Consider the following 17,118-nt stretch of genomic DNA (forward strand, 5'->3'; position numbering starts at 1 on the left):
CACTATAAAACTGCCTTCTTTTCAATTAATTAAAATTTTGTTCACAGAACCTAGATATGTTTCATATTCTTGACGAAAGACTTTATCTTGGCTTTTAAACTGCACATACATGCTTCTAAGTTGGTAGTCGTTTTTTTTTCTTCAGCTCACCATCAGAACAGTATGTAATTTCGGAGGGGAGGCTAGTAGTAATGTTAAACGGTTTAAAATTTGCCGATATCATTGCTGCTTTTACTTCCGTAAGAAGAGTATCTCTGTTCCAGCTTTCAAATTCCATGACGACCTCTCTCCTAAAAAATAATCGCAGAGAAAAAACATTACTTGCATTTTTTAAACACGTATAATCAATAGGTTGGATTGTATAGTATTTTACTGTACATTGCAGGTGGCTATTGAGGATAAATAGGTTTAGAAATGAGAATTACATCAAAATTAAGAATGACTTGGCTATTGAGCTATATCTCCATTGCCTCTGTTTCTGCAGCAATAATTACACCAGCGTTGCCTAATATTGAACACACATTTGCCTTAAATACAGGAACTGTTGAATGGATTGTATCCGCTTTTTTAATTGGCTATGTAATAGGGCAATTAATTTATGGCCCTTTGGCTAATTGTTACGGCCGCATAAAAGCGCTTCAATGGGGTTTAAATATTAATATCTTAGGAATTTTGCTTTGCTTACTCGCGAGTTTTTATTCTAATTATTTACTACTTTTAATAGGTCGGCTGGTTACTGGCCTTGGTTCTGCTGCAGGACTAACATGCACTTTTATGCTTGTTAATGAATGGTTACCCGAAGAGCAGCGAAAAACGGCAATGGCTTACTCTATTTTATCTTTTGCTCTAGGAATTGGCCTTGCTGTATTAATAGGTGGAATAATTACGCAATACTCACAATGGCAGGGTTGTTTTATTTTTCTCTTGCTGCAAGGGTTACTGATGCGAGTAGGTATTGGTGCTTTTGATGAAACATTACTTAAGCCCAAATCATTCCATATCCCTTCATTATTGCACGATTATAAGCACGCATTGTGCTCCTTTAAATTACTAACTTTTTCTTCAATTTGGGGCGCTTGTTCAGCAGTAGGCTATTGCTATTCAGCTGCAGCACCCCAGATTGCACATCAATATTTACATTTATCAGCTTCCGAATATGGTTATTGGAATGTGCTTAACATCATTGGAATGTTAATCGGCGGCTTATCTGCACGAGTACTAATGCAACGTTTTCCTGTAATGCGAGTTATTGCAATGGGTTATATCGGTTCTTGTCTTGCATTGCTCAGCTTGATAGCTATGCTGTATTTCAATAATAACGCTGTTCTTTGGTTTTTTATATCGACTTGCCTACTATATTGTTGTAGCTCTTATTTGTTTGCGGGTGGATCTTACATGGCGTCTAACGCTATTGATGATAAAGCCAGTGCATCTTCGATGATGAGCTTTATTAATATGGGGGTCGCCACGTTAAGCGTTGTGGTAATGGGATATCTTTCTTCCAATCCATTTTTTGGTTTTCTATGGATATTAAGTAGCGTTTTTTTTATTACGCTAGCTTTATTGGTACGATTTAAATTTAAAAATAAGGTAGCATGAACATGCATCCAAACCCTAACGATTTGTACCCAATACCAGGATCTGAAAGAACAGCTTTCTTAAAAAATATAATCAAAAACCCTAACATTATTGTGGGTGATTACACGTACTACGACGATCCAGTAGATATTCATAATTTTGAAAAAAATGTGCTTTATCATTTCGATTTTATTGGTGATAAATTAATTATTGGAAAATTCTGCCAGATCGCCACTAACGTGAAATTTATAATGAATGGAGGTAGCCATCATTTAGGTGGATTCTCTTCATTTCCTTTTGTAATTTTTCAGTCTTATTGGCCTGAGGTTCCGTTTAATCCTAATCGTAAAAAAGATACGCTAATAGGTAATGATGTTTGGATTGGATATGATGCGACGATTATGCCAGGCGTGACTATTGGTGACGGCGCTATTATTGGAACACGCTCAGTGGTAACTAAAGATGTACAACCTTATGAAATCGTAGGTGGTAATCCTGCGCAAGTTATTCGTAAACGTTTTGATGAGGAAACAATAAGCTTTCTTCTGCAATTACAATGGTGGGGTTGGCCGATTGAACAAATTAGAGAACATGTATTATCTATTATGAATGGCGATAAGGCGGCATTAGAAGGTTTATTATCGTGACACCGATTCAACTTTTAACAAATTGGGTTAATGAAGAAAAGTCTCTAGGTGCACAAAATGCCCAACACGCCGTATTGTCGACACAAGGACTTAATGGTCAGCCTCATAGCCGAATAGTGGCACTTCGTGAAATTACAGAAGATTGGATATTATTATTTACTCAAAAAAAACACGCAAAGTTGAAGAAATTAAAAATAATGAAAAAGTGGCACTTACGTTTTGGTTTGAACGTCATGCACGGGAAACCATTATTGAAGGAGATGCTAGATTTTTATCAGAAGAACAAAATATTCATTATTGGAATAATTATCCTCAATGGGCACAAGTGCGCTTTTGCAGTTACGCACCAACCTCCGGTGAGGTGATTGAAAACAAACAGATATTGGAAAATAAACGACTGGAGATAGAACAGACATCAAAAAATCTTTCTTTGCCTTGTTCTCCTGACTATTGTGGTATTTCAATTAAGCCTAAGCGCTTTATTTTTTATACTTATAGATTGGATGAGCTATCCGATGTTTGGGAATATCAGTCTGATGCTACAGGTTTTTTGAAAAAAATACGTTCTCCTTGATGTTCTGGTTTCATACGATTTGATGTAGAGGATTTATAATGGGAATTAAGAGACTCGATCATGTTAATTTTGTAACACATGATCCTCAAGCAACTATTAACTTTTACTGTAATATTATAGGGCTACATCTTGGAATGGGGCTATCTATTGATACATCCCAATCTTTGTATTTTTATATCCCTAATGAGCTGATTGCTATTCTACATATTGGAAATGCGAAAGCGGCCAAAGAGCAACCAAAATTTAAACGATTAGCTGACTTAGATAATGATCATCAAGGTAGTTTTTCAACGGGAGCATTTGACCACTTTTGTATTGCAATTGATATGGATGACTATGAGGTATTCCTAAGCAGGTTTAAAAATAATAAGATTGCATATCAAACCTATTGTCATAGTGATATGGCCTTGAAGCAAATTTGGCTGCTTGATCCAAATGGCGTGCGAGTTGAACTTAATTTTGTATAAGATACAAAGAAAAAATTTAATTATTAATCAAGCACGATGTCGTAAGGTGATAATTTCAGCCCCACTTCTAAGTTTATCCAAATGATCGGCCCACCATTGCATCATAGTACGTCTTTCAGGTAAATACTCCGCATAGTTATAAGCTGCTCGAATAGTGTTACGTTCACCATGTGCAAGCTGTCGTTCTATCGCATCACGATTCCAGCCTTGCTCATTTAGCAATGTGGAAGCCATTGAGCGAAAACCATGGCCTGTCATTTCATGCGTTGCATAACCTAAACGCCTTAAAGCAGCTATGACTGTATTTTCTGACATAGGACGCATAGATGAGCGAATACTTGGAAATAAATATTTTCCTTCTCCGGTATAAGGCTGTAATTCTTTTAAAATGCTTATTGCTTGCGAGGATAAAGGTACGATGTGTTGAACACGCATCTTCATTTTTTCTGCGGGAATACGCCATTCTTTCTTTTCCAGATCAAATTCCGACCACTCAGCATGCCGTAATTCACCAGGCCTGACAAAGAAAAGAGGAGCTAATCGTAAAGCGCATTTTGTAACAAAAATACCATGATAATCGTCAAGTGCCTGTAATAATTTTCCGATTTCAACTGGCTCGGTAATACTTGCATGATGTTTTTGTTTCACTGGTGCCAGTGCACCTTTCAAATCAGCTGCAGGGTTACGTTCTGCTCGGCCAGTGGCAACTGCATAGCGAAATACTTGCCCACAGATTTGCGATATCCGATGTGCTGTTTCAATCGCACCTCTGTTTTCAACCCGACGTAGCGCCGATAAAATTTCAGGAGCTGTGACTTCAATAAGGGGTCGCTTACCAATCCATGGAAAAATATCTTGTTCAAGACGAATTAAAATCCGCTCACCATGTCCTTTAGTCCATTTTGGTGTAAATTTAGCATGCCATTCACGAGCAATGGCTTCAAAACTACTTTCAGAAGCTAACTTCTTAGATCGTTTTATCGAGTTTTTTAAAATACCAGGATCAATCTTATCTGCTTTTATTTGTTTTCTTGCTTTGTCTCGTTCCGCGCGCGCACATCTGCTAATGTGACCTCTGGAAAAGAACCAAACGATAACTTTTTCTCAATTCCTTCAAAACGATATTTTAACTTCCATAACTTGGAACCATTGGGTGTAATCAATAGATATAAACCCTGCTCATCAGCTAACTTATAAGCTTTCTCTTTAGGTTTGGCGTTCTTAATTTGTGTTACTGTCAGCGTCATGGGGGCCTCAAAATTAGCTTGGGGTAAAGAGCCCCCAAATAAGCCCCACTTTAGAGTAGGATTCTGGGGGCTTTCATTAAACATTATTGGACGCAGGATAAATAAAAAAGGCCTTTATTTCAAGGCCTATAAGATGTTTTTAGAATTCTTTGGAAGTCAATATGGTGGGGCGGCGGCTATTTAATTGGTTAATCAATACGTTGTATTTAAAGGGTTATTTTTATATGTGATAAAAATATACCCCCAAATGTACCCCCATACATGATATGTATCTCCAATTTATATTAATAGTTTGAATTAATTTACTATACTTAATAAAAGCCAGCTTGATTAATAATTATGAATAATTTTGAGTGGGAAAATTCTTTTCCGAATTCTTGTCCAGTATACGGAGCGACCTCATACAAATTTTATGATGTATATCGCTTGGTAAAAAATAAGTCCCCAAAAGAGAATGAATTTTACCCCAACAATAAATCCTCTGGTGCAATAAAGAATAATACCGATTGTAAGAGATGGGCGGTATCATTTTTTGAAAAATACGATAATGCTGATTTTATTCGGCAAACTGTCCCGTACTTTAAAAATCATCATATTGCTCAAGGAGATCTACTTCTTAATTTTGGAACGTCTTTGGTGGAAAAAGATGGTCATATTTGCCTTTGGAGATTCAAAAATACTCAAATTAGCAGTCATTTTAGAGTGATTAAAAATGAACATAAATATTTTTGAGAACATTATAGAAATATTTGCTTATTATGATCGGCCTGTCTTTTTTATTTCTAAAGTAGGAGTTCAAAAATTTATTTGTGTTCTTATAAGCAGTGAAAACTCAAAGGAGAAGTGGTTAATCTCCGAAATAACGGAAAATACATGTGAGGAATTAAAATCGAACAGAATAGATTTTTATACCTGCTTTAAACAATCCAAATCAGGGGACTCTTTCGTATTATCGATAACTAATGAGCATATCGATAATGAGACTAAAATTATTTCTTCTGAAATACCTGACGACATCTTGCCAAATAAAGGCGTATATTTACTTCGAAATAGTAATGATCTCTTTGCATCACCCTTCTAACGGAATTTTATTTTTTCTTGCTTTTAAAAATCAAGAATTTCTTGAATTGCAGGTTTATAATATTCAGCATGTCCTGATTTAATTATCAGATTATCAGCATGTTTTATAGTTACGGCTGTGTGGGTGTGGCCACATAAAACTAAAAATTGAATATCAACATTCTTTTTAACAAAATTCATAATCACATCACCAGTTGCTTTTGAGGCAAAATAAGGCAGCCAATTTTCATCGCTTGGTTTATCCTTGTGCCAACTGCTTTCAGGAAATGGTGGGATATGAGTAGCAATAATTACTTTTTTAATATCAGTGTCAATTGCATCACACAATGTCTCTTGGAGAACTGAGGCATCTGTGTCAGCTAGTTTCTGCATTTCCCTTTTTAAGGCAGACTTATTCAATAAAAAAGCTTGGTATAACTCAGAGATCAAGCGACTATCATTTAAATTTACTAAGCTATGATCAAAATCTCCATAACGCGCATCTGCCCATCCATCATGTCCCACTAATACAATACCGTCAGCTAATGTTAAAGTTTTAGGCTCTCCAAGCCAAATAAGTTTTTTATTTTGATTACACAAACCGCGAATTTTTTCACGTAGATTATTAACACTACTAAAGTAGTAATCGTGATTACCTAATACAAAATAAATAAGCTTATTTGTGTATGTGCTAAATTCTTGAAGAATTTCACACACATCTTTTGCTTCAGCTATATCACCAGTAATCAAAATCTCATCTGCACCGGTTTCAATTACTTGTTGGTAGAATTTTTTTCTTGCATCAATCTTTAAGAAGTTGAGATGGATATCAGTTAGCCAAGCGATATTCATTATTTCACCCCCTCAATAATGGCATTTATCCGTGACTCAACGATTTTCTTTCGACTCTCGGACTCTAGTGAGTAGTTTAAATGCCCGGGTAAAGCTTGGAGAAACTGATCATTACTCATTAACAATCCAAATTCAGATGAAAGATATTGCTTTAAATTATCTGATACTAGTAAAACATCACTAGCGATTTCTGGTCGGCCATCAATTACTGAAATAATATCTTCCAAATCATGACTTAATAAAAAATCTTGTTTCCCACGATCCTTAAATGCCTCTAACTTGGTCGCTAGAAAATAAGGTGCTGAAATAACCTTTATATTTATATTGTCAGAAATACTATGTTTGATAGAATTTCCTTGTGCGTCTTTATACCATTTATTAGAAAACCCCAAGACACTTTTATCTATAGGCATGACATCAATTAAAATGCCATCGCAATCCCAACGGCATATAGGATGATCACCAGAAATTAGCTCCTTAAATCCTTTTTGTCGTAATTTCTCAGCAATAGCATAATAACTCGGTCTAGTAATAACGTTGACTATACAATCAACATCCACGGTAAAGCGTACATCCGGAGCAGCTTTATCTGTTATTAATAAACCTGTGATACAACCCCCAACAAAAGTTACTTCATCACATAAATCTCCAAGACGATGTGCAATTAAACTAAGAGATTCGATATTTCTTTGAGCTGAACTTCTATTCATTTGATACCAACTTTTTTGATTTTAATAATACCAATATTTTTTGTGAAGCAATTTGCCTTTCTCTTACACGCCCAGAACGAATAGCATCAATTAGTGTCAATAAGTCATAAAATAGCGGATCTGGATGCTTTGCTACAGATTCAGGGACTGAAGAATATAATGGCTTTAGAGCAAGGCCACGCTCATTCCCTTCGCCATATGGCCATACAGGGATAGGATCATTACCAGCAACAATCTGATCACTTAAGCTTGGAGCAGCATAGCTAGTGGGAATACCACGGACTAGCTCGCCTAATTTGGCAGGAAAGACATACTTTAATCCATGAAGAAAAAACTCTTCACAAGCCTGAATAATGGGTTGCGGCTTGGCCGGCGGATGGTATGGTGTAATTAACCCTACTGCCACTAATCTCTTGAATGCACTATTGATTTGAGAAGGACTCAAACACAATTCAAATGCCATACTATTTTGAGACCAGCTTTTATCTGTTTGGTAAGCCAACAGTTTGGCCAGAACTACGATGTCTTGTGATTTAATCATTGAGCATCACCTTTTATTCCATATTCTAGAATTTAGAATAAAGAATGTTTTTAGTCAACTATATAATGGGCTTATGGACATATTGCTGGAGTAGTTTTAATAAGGACAAACGCTTGACTACATTATTCTGCTCGCTATACTTTCCCTAGGTCGTCGATATCCCCGGTTATGAGTGGCCGAAAAGCGATACTCCAAAAATAAAATCTGTTTGTAGTTAATCTTTATTAGCTGCTGGCGGTTTTCCTTAAACATTCATGAAAACGAAATTAAGACCAGCTTATTTAATAAGGAACTACAAATGTCCATTGCAAAACTTTGCGCGGATCATCTTCGTGCCATTTCCAACAATCGTGGTGTTAAACTCAAATCAGGACATGCTCATGAGCTTGTCGCTTCGTTCTTCGGTTACAAATCCAAAGCAGCTATGTTAGCAGATACTTCCTCTCCAATAGACCGGCTTAATCAGGCTCAGTTTCTTGTTCTGACTCCTCCACAATTTATCGAACAACGTCGAAAATGCCTGGAAGATTTACCATCAGATTTACCAGATAATTCAATATTAGGAGAAGAACTGTTTACTTACTTAACATTAAAAGAGTATTTCTCAGGTAGGCCTTTTACGGCATGGAAACATCTTGTTGATATTCTTGCAACAGAGTATCTCTTAAAACATGCAAGCTCAATACTGCCTATAAATTTTGGACTTAATGAAATAGCACACAGTAATTTCGACAAGCCTACAAATGAATACATCCCTGTTCCAGATAATACAGGTAATGGGGTAACACTTACGGCTAAAATGCGCTACGCTGAAAATGATATTAATTCTCAAGCAATAGATATACTTGTAACAATCAAGCTGCAACGCATTGCCGGTTATATTGGCTATGCAAATCCTAATATTTCAGTTAGTTCAGGAGGTTCTATATGATCTCCTCTCTCAAAATTAAACAACCCTTTGGCTTGAATAAAAATAACACGATTGCCCACATTGCTGACGTTGAAAGCGGTGAAAAATGCAACTGTATTTGTATCGAGTGCAAATCCCCTTTGATTGCGGTAAAAGGCCGCATAAAAGAACATCATTTTCGACATAAGAATGTTACTGAATGTGAAGGGGGATTAGAAAGTGCTATCCATCTTGCAGCCAAAAAAGAAATAATGAAAAGAAAGCACATAACATTACCCCAATGCGTTTCTACTGCCTCAGCAATAGACTCAAGAGGAATAAAACACACTGAATGTAAAACCATTGTTAAAGATAAACAAATCATATTGTTTGATGACGTACAAGAAGAAAAAGTATTACATGAAATGAAGGCTGACATACTGGCAAGTAAAGGTGACACACAACTTATTATTGAGATTTTTTATCGTCATAAGGTCGACGAAGAAAAGATCAAAAAAATAAAGAAGGCAAACATCTCGGCGATAGAAATCAACCTATCGGATCTAACACAAGAAGATGTAAAAAGCATGGAAACATTCTGGTCTCGCATTAATAATCCTATTTGTGTTCAATGGCTACATAATGTCAAAGCCCATAATAGTGTTTCAAAGCTTGTGAACCAATTGGGAGCAAAGATTAAAAAGTTAGAAACAGAATATGCACAAGAAAAAATCAGGAAACAAAAGAAAGAAGAGAAAGAAAAAAACCATCTCTTACTAGCTCTAGAAGACTTAAAAGTACTTCGCAGTAAACAACACGCATTACAACTTAACCAAGAGGCTGAAATGCATCCTGCCTGGAAACTTCACAGCCAATATCTCCAGTTGTCATTCAATACATTGCCCAGTTTCCTGAATTTAGAAGTTCCTGACGGAGATTGGATTTTCAATTGCGACAGACGTGTCTGGCAAACAGCTTTTTATAGCTCTTTCATTCAGAGAAACGGCAAACCCTTCTGTATTAGAAGAGTTGACGAATGGCTTAATAATAAAGCTAAGTGCGAGGTTCCCTTCACAGCCCAAACTGTAGGAATATATGGCAGACGTTACCCTGAACTTGTTCCTTCTGATGTTTCAATTAATCTGCCATCGGCCTGGAGAACTTTACAGAGTTATTTTAAACATCTATGTGATTTAGGAATGCTAAAATTTTCCCCGAATGAAGGGGGATGGGGAAAAGATTCTTGGTTTAGAATTATTAGCAACACACCATCAGGCTCAGTGCAAATAGCTATTGAAAAAAACTGGCTGAAAAAGCGGGAGGCTTATCAATAGAATCTGACTCCATTGATTACACAATGGCACAGTGTACGTACCGTTGTACGTCATAGAAATTGTGTAATCAATTCCTGCAGTGAGCCCTGCCCCCGTTAAGTAATATGGGTGTGGGTTAAATAATATTCAATAAAAAAATAACCGGAGAATAAAGATGGAAATAGGATTTTTGAATGCTTACTAAACACCCCATATCTAAGCCAATAAATATCACAGAATATACTAGGCCTATAAAAATTTTATATATAGTGCCATATAAAGAAACTCGCAAAAATCACTTGATTTTAGATGCTGTATTTTATGATTCATATACTAGATGGAGTGGAGCCGCTGTATTTGTTATTCCTGCAAACAAAAATGGTTTTTTGTATGAGATGTATGATGAATGGTTTAAAAACCTTGATCCTGATTTTGTTTGTTCCTATGTTGAATTGACTCAAACATTCATTAAAAAAATATCTAAATTATGTAACCCTATTTTAATTTCAGTAGAAGACAGTAAATATACGTCAAAAGATTCATTTCGAAGTTACTTAAAAGATTGGCAGCGTGTTGCACTTATTCAACCGCTATCTTCTTTATCACTAGTTTCCGCGACAAAGCAGTATTTTGAAGGCAGAGAGCTTGGTAAAGCAAATAAAATACTTGTTGAAATACAGCCTAACGAAAGTAATCGCTTTATTTCCGATAATTTTGGATGTAATGGCCATCGATATAGTACTACCCAAACGGTTCTTGGTTTGTTTAATGTTGTTTGCCTTAATCCATACGCCAAAGACGGATATGTTAGCGAAGGTACTGAACTAGTAAAATCATACAAAGATGTATTATCAAGAATAGGAAGTCGAGAGATAAATACTTTTTTAGATCTATCAGTTTCTTATAGTACAGCTATTCCGAAGGTAAATATAAATAATAATGAGTTAGCTTTTAATGTGTTTCTTGGAGATACATGCATTGACCGTATCAATTTTTGGAATAGTCGATGCTTAACGCAAGATAGAAAAAGTTCGATAATACTTAGTAAAAATCAATACTCGGATGATGATTTTTTGAAACTATTCGGAGAGTTTCTGAATTCATACAATGAGCGTTATGGTCACAATAATCAACGTGAAGTTGAAGTAAGAAGTCTAAGTTTAAATTTAGATGAAAGAAAAGAGTTTGCTAGGAAGTTAGGCAACAATACACGATGCATGGTATGGACTAATGAGAAAAGCTCCAGAGAGGTATCGATAAGTCGTGATAACTTCGGCAAATTTTATACAAGTGTTGATGTACAGTCATCACACTATCAAACAACTAAAAAAGAAAGTAATGGTTATGTTGCTAATGACCCTTATCATTTTAAATATATTTCACCACATTATGATTTTCTAAAAGATGGTGATTGGATGGTTGAGTTGGAAATAGAAAGAGAGAAGGATCTATCGAGGTATGATAATGTCACCCATGTATGGATGTTGCCCATTAGAGAAAACAGCTCCAAGATATTTACCAGTAATCTTAGTAGAGTTACAAAAAATCATATCATTGCGCTTATTCCAAGTCGTAAGGATAGGCATAACTTCTTTAAGCAAGATATTATGAGATCTGGTGCTTCATATCAATTATCATTTCCAAGTGATGAGTCATATTTTAGCTGTATAGTGACAAACTACAACACTGATTATTTCCCTGAAGATCCAAGAGTGAAGCTTCGACATAAATCATACGAGCGTATTGGCGTGTCTTCAAAAGGCAAATATATGCGGGGAATTATAAGAAAAATAGGTTCTTTATATCAGGCATACTATTCGCTAACTAGAAAATTATGGAGAGATTGTATTCGTAAAGAAGCAGTGAAGGAAGATCTTAAGTTTGCGAGTTTTAATAGTTTACTCGAAACGGCTCTGGGAGATAGTGAATTTAGGAAAAAATATCAGAATAAATATAATGCATCTAGTGATCTGCAAGTCAAATCTGATATAAAAAAGAATTTTTATGCTTGTGCTAATTTGTTATTGCAACAGAAAGTTATATATAAAGTTCACCCATGGGTATGTGACTACTGCGGCACTCACCACGTGTGTTCTGTAGATAGTCTGAAGTTTGAAAATACGTGCACTGTTTGTGGAGCGATCTACCATGTGCCATATTCTATTGAATGGCGCTTTCAAATTGACGCGATGGTTATTAATGCTCTACATAGAAATAATGGTTTAACTGTATTGTGGATGATAGGTTATATTTCAACACAAGATTGCCGTGTGAGTAGTTTTTATTATATGCCAGAGGTTGATCTTTTTAATTCTTATAAAGACAAAGAGAGGTCAGCAGAAATTGATCTTATATGTGTTGTAGATGGATTGCTGTACGTTGGTGAAGCAAAGCAAACAGCAGCATTATTTTTAAAGAAAAAGAAAGATAAGAAAGATGAGGAAGCTAAATTCATCGAGATTATAAAAAAAATCAAACCGGATGTGGCACTATTAGCATTTGAGAGATATTCCGATTTAGAAGAAGACACGGATAAAGTCAGGACAAAACTTATTGCCTCAATAGAGAGAATGAAAAAAATATGTGGCGATGTTGATATAAGATATATTGTGGCAGAGGAGGTAGATGAAGGTTTCAATGAATTTTTATGCCACGATTTTGAAATATCCTAAATCAAAGTATAGGTTTAGATTTTTATTGAGATAGAAAACTGACACAATTAATAATTATCAATCATTCCTAAAAATGACTTTTTCTTTGATATTTCAAGTTGATTAAACCATTTAATAATAGCAGCTAGATCATCTTCTTCTGCATAAAAATAAGCGGTAGGCACTGATAATGCTTGAGCTATTCTTTTTAGAGTTGAGTAATCCGGGGCATGTCTACCCAGTTCATAATGATTCATGCGTGCGCTTGCGGAGAACTCATCCATACCAGCAGCAATCCCTAGCTTCTTTTGAGATATATTCGCAGCCAATCTGGCTTCTTTAAGTCTTTTTGGGACAGGGGATTCCATCTAAATCAATTTTTGTAAAGAACATACTTAGATAATCTAAGTATTTCTCACATCAAGATACTTAGGAATCCTATACATCCGCATTGGATTGTGTATAATGTATTCAAATTAGCCGGATAACCGGTTAGCAAAATTATCTGGGTAAAGGACAATAGGAAATAATAAAAACAATAAGGAGCCCGCATTATTAGTCTATAGAGAGGTTCCGTTATGATTGTTGTTGCAAGCTTATTATTGCTTGGATTTTTGGTATACAGTGCAATACGTTCATCAAAAATTAAAAATTCATTAGATTTAGAAAAGATTTTCAAGAGTTCTAGTAATCTTTGTATGCAATTCATTGAAATGCAGATTTTTCATGCTTGTACATATCATGCTTATACTCTTAAACAAGAATGGAATGGGGATGTTATTTGGTCAATCGTAAGATCCATTACTACAGACATATATAACGACGGATTATTCACAGAATTTTTACCGTTATACTATTTTGGGGTAACTTTTGCAGCGACCGAGCAAGTTAATCTTAACAAATCGTCAGCCTCATATATGCAACTACAGCTTGCACTAATGTCAAAAATCTATAATGCAGAACAAGCAGCCATAAACATAAGCTCCATAATCACTTCGCAAGCCCAAGCTCCAATTGGAGGAAAACCAACGCATACATCATCAACCATTGTAGTTGGCCATGCCCAGTTCGATTCTTTTATAACCTATTGTGCTAGTAAAATGAACCATACTAATGTAGATCTTTTATCCATACCAGCGACTCTCTTGCATTACTGTAGTGAAAACAGTTTAAATGCTAAAGAAGCCTTCGCATTTTATAATTTTCTGCTCGAAAATCATAAAGATTATCTGATCAATAAAATAAACATTTATCTCTAAATAAATGAGGTAAAACTGCTTCATTCCAACTCATCAAAAAAGCAACCAGTCTTTTGATATGACTCAATTTCATCAAGCCGCTTGACAAGCTCTTCCTGTGCAAGGAACTCTTTTTGTACATTAATGAGCTGCATCAATTGATTGCCATCTTGCACTGAAAGAGCTCCTTTTGCAGTAGCGTCGATAATTTTTTTTCCAATTATTGGTAGAGTCTTGCTACTTTCAATATCTAATCCTTGTAGATCAATCTGTATTTGTTGGCCGGTTGCTTTAGGTATTAGGCGCTCTATGCACAGTCGTAATGCATTAACATCGCCATCCATCGCTAGCTCAACAGTCTTATTAATCAAACCTTCTGCATAAGGTTCAAGTAACGTTGCAAGCCTAGTTCGTTTGTTGAGTGTACCTGGCTTTTTTCCACCCGGGTTTCCAGACTGTCCTTTTTTAAATTTAGTCATTTGTGTTCCTTATCTGCATTTTTTCTGCTTTTTACAGGGAGAATACCCATTTATGTCCTAATTCATATTGATTTAAATAGTTTTGTTGCAAGTCTTTAATGTCTTAAAGTCTTCTCGTTGTGTTACGGATTGAAGACATAAAGACATTCAAGACTTGAGTTGCTTCATGTTCAGATAGATTTAATCTCCCAATTTACATAGCTTCCTTGCTTCCCGAGACTTCTGCATGAAATACCCATTTGGCGTAAAGCGGGAGCCGCACGACGTAATGCATCTCCTAATCCTTTGGGTGTTTTAGGCCAGCTATCAGAGCCAGGAGGGCTATGTTTTTCTAAACGAGGCAATAAATATTTAAGTGGCATAGTTAATGGTACAGAGCCCCTATCATCAACCATTTCAATTACTGCTGATGCAACTGGACTGGCCTCTATTGTTCTTGCAATAGCTTCAGTGCGATTTAAATTGAAAGCCTCTAGAAAATCATGGCCTGAGCATCCCATTACTTCTGAAATTGCCATGCCTAACTTAACAAACTCAATTAGTCTAGGACAGCTCGATTTTGGTAAATAGATAGATGGTAAAATGGTAAGAGAATTAGCAAAGATATCAAATAATGCGCCTAACATCTGTGAATGATTATCGGAATAAATACGTCTCAGCTGATTGCTTTCAACCCTGTGTTCAACAAGAGGGGTTTCTATTGATATCGTTCTGTCAATCAAATCTTGAGACGTAATGGATGCACATATACCATTCAGTACAACTGGCCTTTTCACCTTTATATGAGTTTCATCAGCATTACTATATAGCTTTCTTTTAGCATACCCACCCCCCGTAGAAACAACACACAGAGCATCCTGAATTTTCTGAGGAAGATAACTAATATTTTCATAACTTATAAGCCAGTTCATACTACCAGCGATATATACATCTTCATCAGACTTCGGTGAGGCTCGAAGATTGCATGAGTTAGGATCAATAAGTTGTCTTAGAAACTCTTGTGTTGTGCTTTTAGCGCTTCCTTGTTCTCCGACTAATTCTAACAATGGAAAAGGTGTTTCAGGTCGTAGGCAATCAACAAGCCAAGTAAGCACGAGGAGTTGCATATCTTTTGGAATATTTATCACTTGCCATAGGGTATTTATACTTCCCCCTTTAAGTGGTATTGGCAATGGGCTCATTGTATCTGGTCTCACAAATCTAATTGGATGGTCATCAACAACCTGCCAAGATCCTGGTGATATACAAATTGCACGATTTTTACCTTTTTCACCAAGATCCAAATAATACACATCATCGAGTATTGCTGCTCTTATGCAGACTTCACGTAGCTCACCTCTAAATTGGGCCAAGCCTTTTAGTGTTTCAATAGCCTCTCTAATTGAGTGCTCTCTTGGTGTTTTATCATGAGCCTCATAAAAACTTGAAACAAGCCAGCTTTTGAATTGTCGTCCATCAAGCTTACGTGTTTCATTAGTTAGTAAGTCATAAGCATAAGTTTCCTTATTTGAATCAAAAAACATTTCTGCGTGCTCAGTAACAAATTCAACTAGATATGAAGCTTCGTTTTGAGGCTTGTCTTTATCTTTAAAACCCTTATCATTGCGAATGGAAACTTTCTTATCATTTTTTATTAAATTTGAATTTACGTTTTTACAGGGAAGGGACTCGATTTCTTCTTTTGTGCGGTTTGGGTGTTCGCCCACCCAATCCACCACATCCCCCTTTAGAGGTAGACCTAACTGTTCAACTTCGATTACTTTTATATTGCAGCCAAACCCTTGAAGCGCTGTTAAAACATCATCCACATATCTAAAACCTGCTTCATCATTATCGGGCCATATTATTATCTCTCTACCTTTTAATGGCTCAAGGTCAGCTTTACTTACAGAATTAGCACCACCACTGGTAGTGGCAAGCAACCCTAGTTTAGTAAAGGCATCGACACACCCCTCACCTTCGCAAAAATATATTGATTCGTTAGATACCGTTAGGATTTGGTGTAGATTATATAAGGGTTTTTTGCTTTTGAACTCTGGCTCACCAAGTATATAAGCATCGTTGCCAGGCTTAATCGGACGAATATATTTGTCACCAGTGGTAGGATTTTTTAATCTAATTCTGTAAAAAAGCAGCTTCAAATTAACATCTTTATATTCATGGGCAGCTTCAAATTCAAAACCATCCTTTAGTTGTTTAGAAAAAATTCTTGATACAGCATCATCAATAGTTTCGTTTAAAGCAATCATTTTGAAGTATCCTCCCACGCTCCAAGCTCTATTGCAGCCTCACTAAACCCAAGTCCATGTAGCTTGCGATGAAAAGCCAAAACATCCCCTCCCTTTGCTCCACAAGCCATACAACAAAACCCTCCTGAATCAAGTCGTACTCGTAAGCTTGGCCTTGAATCTTCATGAAAAGGACAAAGAGCTGTTTTCCACTCAAGCCCTCCGGATAAATTCAATCCTTGCTCTTTAAAATATTTCGATGGGGATGGTAATAACTCACGATTAAAGTTTTGTTTTTTCATTAGAAGATACTCCCTTAGCTATTTGGCTTCTTGAAGCTTCCAGTTGCTTCACAAGTACACGAATGTCATCATTCGGAAAACCTGCAATACGAGCTGCATTTAAGGCCATGATTTCACTTTCTGGCCAAGCAACAGAACGTTCACCTAATGAAACGGGCTTAGTCCAAAGACCTTGAGAAATTCGTAGATAGAGAGTACTGCGTGAAAGACCTGATGTTGATTGTACCTGTGGTCTTCTTAATAAAGGACTAACCATATTATGCCTCCTTAGGCGTTATAAAACATGGTTAGATTTTGTAGCTAGATTATTTTTGTCACACTATCTGTCAAAACTATTTTTTAT

General features: G+C 36.1%; 20 protein-coding genes and 1 pseudogene. 10 read left to right on the plus strand and 11 right to left on the minus strand.

From position 1 onward, the window contains the following. Positions 1–414: 414 nt before the first annotated feature. From QM652_RS02775 to QM652_RS02790, 4 genes are all read left to right on the plus strand, one after another. Positions 415–1,599 carry an MFS transporter gene (locus QM652_RS02775; protein WP_415072676.1) on the plus strand — a complete coding sequence of 395 codons (1,185 nt, stop codon included), beginning with the start codon at positions 415–417 and terminating at the stop codon, positions 1,597–1,599. Positions 1,600–1,601: 2 nt separating this feature from the next. Beyond that, the gene (locus QM652_RS02780) at positions 1,602–2,225 is read left to right on the plus strand and encodes a CatB-related O-acetyltransferase (RefSeq protein WP_415072781.1); all 624 of its coding nucleotides are present in this window, start codon (positions 1,602–1,604) and stop codon (positions 2,223–2,225) included. Positions 2,226–2,367: 142 nt separating this feature from the next. Next, positions 2,368–2,799, plus strand: coding sequence for a pyridoxamine 5'-phosphate oxidase family protein (locus tag QM652_RS02785; RefSeq protein WP_415072678.1), 432 nt, complete (start codon positions 2,368–2,370; stop codon positions 2,797–2,799). A 38-nt stretch (positions 2,800–2,837) separates the two neighbouring features. After that, a complete protein-coding gene (locus tag QM652_RS02790; protein ID WP_415072679.1) occupies positions 2,838–3,266 on the plus strand; it encodes a VOC family protein in 429 nt (142 codons plus the stop codon). A 27-nt stretch (positions 3,267–3,293) separates the two neighbouring features. Here QM652_RS02790 and QM652_RS02795 read toward each other — a convergent pair whose 3' ends face one another. The 3 genes and pseudogenes from QM652_RS02795 to QM652_RS02805 all read right to left on the minus strand — a co-directional run bounded on the left by QM652_RS02795 (position 3,294) and on the right by QM652_RS02805 (position 4,513). Beyond that, positions 3,294–3,914, minus strand: a complete 621-nt coding sequence (locus QM652_RS02795; protein ID WP_415072680.1) for a tyrosine-type recombinase/integrase — start codon at positions 3,912–3,914, stop codon at positions 3,294–3,296. A gap of 69 nt (positions 3,915–3,983) precedes the next feature. Beyond that, positions 3,984–4,361 (minus strand): annotated as a pseudogene (locus QM652_RS02800) (tyrosine-type recombinase/integrase); the annotation flags it as partial. Then, entirely contained in the window at positions 4,286–4,513 is a 228-nt protein-coding gene (locus QM652_RS02805; protein ID WP_415072681.1) for an Arm DNA-binding domain-containing protein, read from the minus strand. The pseudogene QM652_RS02800 and the gene QM652_RS02805, both read right to left, overlap by 76 nt. Before the next feature lie 339 nt (positions 4,514–4,852). Here QM652_RS02805 and QM652_RS02810 point away from each other — a divergent pair, with 339 nt between their 5' ends. Continuing rightward, the gene (locus QM652_RS02810) at positions 4,853–5,245 is read left to right on the plus strand and encodes a hypothetical protein (protein WP_415072682.1); all 393 of its coding nucleotides are present in this window, start codon (positions 4,853–4,855) and stop codon (positions 5,243–5,245) included. Then, positions 5,226–5,594 (plus strand): DUF6575 domain-containing protein, encoded by a 369-nt coding sequence (locus tag QM652_RS02815; RefSeq protein WP_415072683.1) that lies wholly within the window; start codon positions 5,226–5,228, stop codon positions 5,592–5,594. The genes QM652_RS02810 and QM652_RS02815 overlap by 20 nt, the downstream gene beginning before the upstream one ends. Before the next feature lie 23 nt (positions 5,595–5,617). Here QM652_RS02815 and QM652_RS02820 read toward each other — a convergent pair whose 3' ends face one another. Genes QM652_RS02820 through QM652_RS02830 form a run of 3 tightly spaced genes read right to left on the minus strand, consistent with a single transcriptional unit; the run spans position 5,618 to position 7,675 of the window. Further along, complete coding sequence (locus tag QM652_RS02820) at positions 5,618–6,424, minus strand: metallophosphoesterase family protein (RefSeq protein ID WP_415072684.1); 807 nt, start codon at positions 6,422–6,424, stop codon at positions 5,618–5,620. Continuing rightward, on the minus strand, positions 6,424–7,134 hold the full coding sequence (locus QM652_RS02825) for a hypothetical protein (RefSeq protein WP_415072685.1): 711 nt from the start codon (positions 7,132–7,134) through the stop codon (positions 6,424–6,426). The genes QM652_RS02820 and QM652_RS02825 overlap by 1 nt, the downstream gene beginning before the upstream one ends. Then, entirely contained in the window at positions 7,127–7,675 is a 549-nt protein-coding gene (locus tag QM652_RS02830; RefSeq protein WP_415072686.1) for a hypothetical protein, read from the minus strand. Before QM652_RS02830 ends, QM652_RS02825 begins: the two co-directional genes overlap by 8 nt. A 298-nt stretch (positions 7,676–7,973) precedes the next feature. Between QM652_RS02830 and QM652_RS02835 the strand changes: the two genes are divergently transcribed. The 3 genes from QM652_RS02835 to QM652_RS02845 all read left to right on the plus strand — a co-directional run bounded on the left by QM652_RS02835 (position 7,974) and on the right by QM652_RS02845 (position 12,549). Further along, positions 7,974–8,606 (plus strand): hypothetical protein, encoded by a 633-nt coding sequence (locus QM652_RS02835; RefSeq protein WP_415072687.1) that lies wholly within the window; start codon positions 7,974–7,976, stop codon positions 8,604–8,606. Then, a complete protein-coding gene (locus tag QM652_RS02840; RefSeq protein WP_415072688.1) occupies positions 8,603–9,898 on the plus strand; it encodes a competence protein CoiA family protein in 1,296 nt (431 codons plus the stop codon). The genes QM652_RS02835 and QM652_RS02840 overlap by 4 nt, the downstream gene beginning before the upstream one ends. 173 nt (positions 9,899–10,071) lie before the next feature. Next, entirely contained in the window at positions 10,072–12,549 is a 2,478-nt protein-coding gene (locus tag QM652_RS02845) for a hypothetical protein (RefSeq protein ID WP_415072689.1), read from the plus strand. A gap of 47 nt (positions 12,550–12,596) precedes the next feature. On the opposite strand, the gene QM652_RS02850 is transcribed toward QM652_RS02845, so the two are convergent. Beyond that, on the minus strand, positions 12,597–12,896 hold the full coding sequence (locus tag QM652_RS02850) for a helix-turn-helix domain-containing protein (protein ID WP_027224727.1): 300 nt from the start codon (positions 12,894–12,896) through the stop codon (positions 12,597–12,599). Positions 12,897–13,106: 210 nt separating this feature from the next. Here QM652_RS02850 and QM652_RS02855 point away from each other — a divergent pair, with 210 nt between their 5' ends. Then, positions 13,107–13,787, plus strand: coding sequence for a hypothetical protein (locus QM652_RS02855; RefSeq protein WP_415072690.1), 681 nt, complete (start codon positions 13,107–13,109; stop codon positions 13,785–13,787). 20 nt (positions 13,788–13,807) lie between these two features. Here QM652_RS02855 and QM652_RS02860 read toward each other — a convergent pair whose 3' ends face one another. The 4 genes from QM652_RS02860 to QM652_RS02875 form a co-directional block, all read right to left on the minus strand. Next, positions 13,808–14,245 (minus strand): DUF5681 domain-containing protein, encoded by a 438-nt coding sequence (locus tag QM652_RS02860; RefSeq protein ID WP_415072691.1) that lies wholly within the window; start codon positions 14,243–14,245, stop codon positions 13,808–13,810. 170 nt (positions 14,246–14,415) lie between these two features. Next, positions 14,416–16,494, minus strand: a complete 2,079-nt coding sequence (locus QM652_RS02865; RefSeq protein ID WP_415072693.1) for a hypothetical protein — start codon at positions 16,492–16,494, stop codon at positions 14,416–14,418. Beyond that, on the minus strand, positions 16,491–16,775 hold the full coding sequence (locus QM652_RS02870) for a CHC2 zinc finger domain-containing protein (RefSeq protein WP_415072694.1): 285 nt from the start codon (positions 16,773–16,775) through the stop codon (positions 16,491–16,493). Before QM652_RS02870 ends, QM652_RS02865 begins: the two co-directional genes overlap by 4 nt. Further along, positions 16,756–17,031 (minus strand): helix-turn-helix transcriptional regulator, encoded by a 276-nt coding sequence (locus QM652_RS02875; RefSeq protein WP_415072695.1) that lies wholly within the window; start codon positions 17,029–17,031, stop codon positions 16,756–16,758. Before QM652_RS02875 ends, QM652_RS02870 begins: the two co-directional genes overlap by 20 nt. Between the last annotated feature and the right edge of the window lie 87 nt (positions 17,032–17,118).

This window comes from Legionella sp., assembly GCF_047605385.1.
In the GTDB taxonomy this organism is placed as follows: domain Bacteria; phylum Pseudomonadota; class Gammaproteobacteria; order Legionellales; family Legionellaceae; genus Legionella.

Excerpts from the sequence above, each read along its gene's own strand:
- QM652_RS02775 (WP_415072676.1), top strand. The coding sequence starts at position 415 with ATGAGAATTACATCAAAATTAAGAATGACTTGGCTATTGAGCTATATC.
- QM652_RS02790 (WP_415072679.1), top strand. The coding sequence starts at position 2,838 with ATGGGAATTAAGAGACTCGATCATGTTAATTTTGTAACACATGATCCT.
- QM652_RS02860 (WP_415072691.1), bottom strand. The coding sequence starts at position 14,245 with ATGACTAAATTTAAAAAAGGACAGTCTGGAAACCCGGGTGGAAAAAAG.
- QM652_RS02835 (WP_415072687.1), top strand. The coding sequence starts at position 7,974 with ATGTCCATTGCAAAACTTTGCGCGGATCATCTTCGTGCCATTTCCAAC.
- QM652_RS02840 (WP_415072688.1), top strand. The coding sequence starts at position 8,603 with ATGATCTCCTCTCTCAAAATTAAACAACCCTTTGGCTTGAATAAAAAT.
- QM652_RS02875 (WP_415072695.1), bottom strand. The coding sequence starts at position 17,031 with ATGGTTAGTCCTTTATTAAGAAGACCACAGGTACAATCAACATCAGGT.
- QM652_RS02855 (WP_415072690.1), top strand. The coding sequence starts at position 13,107 with ATGATTGTTGTTGCAAGCTTATTATTGCTTGGATTTTTGGTATACAGT.
- QM652_RS02810 (WP_415072682.1), top strand. The coding sequence starts at position 4,853 with ATGAATAATTTTGAGTGGGAAAATTCTTTTCCGAATTCTTGTCCAGTA.
- QM652_RS02825 (WP_415072685.1), bottom strand. The coding sequence starts at position 7,134 with ATGAATAGAAGTTCAGCTCAAAGAAATATCGAATCTCTTAGTTTAATT.
- QM652_RS02805 (WP_415072681.1), bottom strand. The coding sequence starts at position 4,513 with ATGACGCTGACAGTAACACAAATTAAGAACGCCAAACCTAAAGAGAAA.
- QM652_RS02815 (WP_415072683.1), top strand. The coding sequence starts at position 5,226 with ATGAACATAAATATTTTTGAGAACATTATAGAAATATTTGCTTATTAT.
- QM652_RS02865 (WP_415072693.1), bottom strand. The coding sequence starts at position 16,494 with ATGATTGCTTTAAACGAAACTATTGATGATGCTGTATCAAGAATTTTT.
- QM652_RS02850 (WP_027224727.1), bottom strand. The coding sequence starts at position 12,896 with ATGGAATCCCCTGTCCCAAAAAGACTTAAAGAAGCCAGATTGGCTGCG.
- QM652_RS02830 (WP_415072686.1), bottom strand. The coding sequence starts at position 7,675 with ATGATTAAATCACAAGACATCGTAGTTCTGGCCAAACTGTTGGCTTAC.
- QM652_RS02845 (WP_415072689.1), top strand. The coding sequence starts at position 10,072 with ATGCTTACTAAACACCCCATATCTAAGCCAATAAATATCACAGAATAT.
- QM652_RS02870 (WP_415072694.1), bottom strand. The coding sequence starts at position 16,775 with ATGAAAAAACAAAACTTTAATCGTGAGTTATTACCATCCCCATCGAAA.
- QM652_RS02820 (WP_415072684.1), bottom strand. The coding sequence starts at position 6,424 with ATGAATATCGCTTGGCTAACTGATATCCATCTCAACTTCTTAAAGATT.
- QM652_RS02780 (WP_415072781.1), top strand. The coding sequence starts at position 1,602 with ATGCATCCAAACCCTAACGATTTGTACCCAATACCAGGATCTGAAAGA.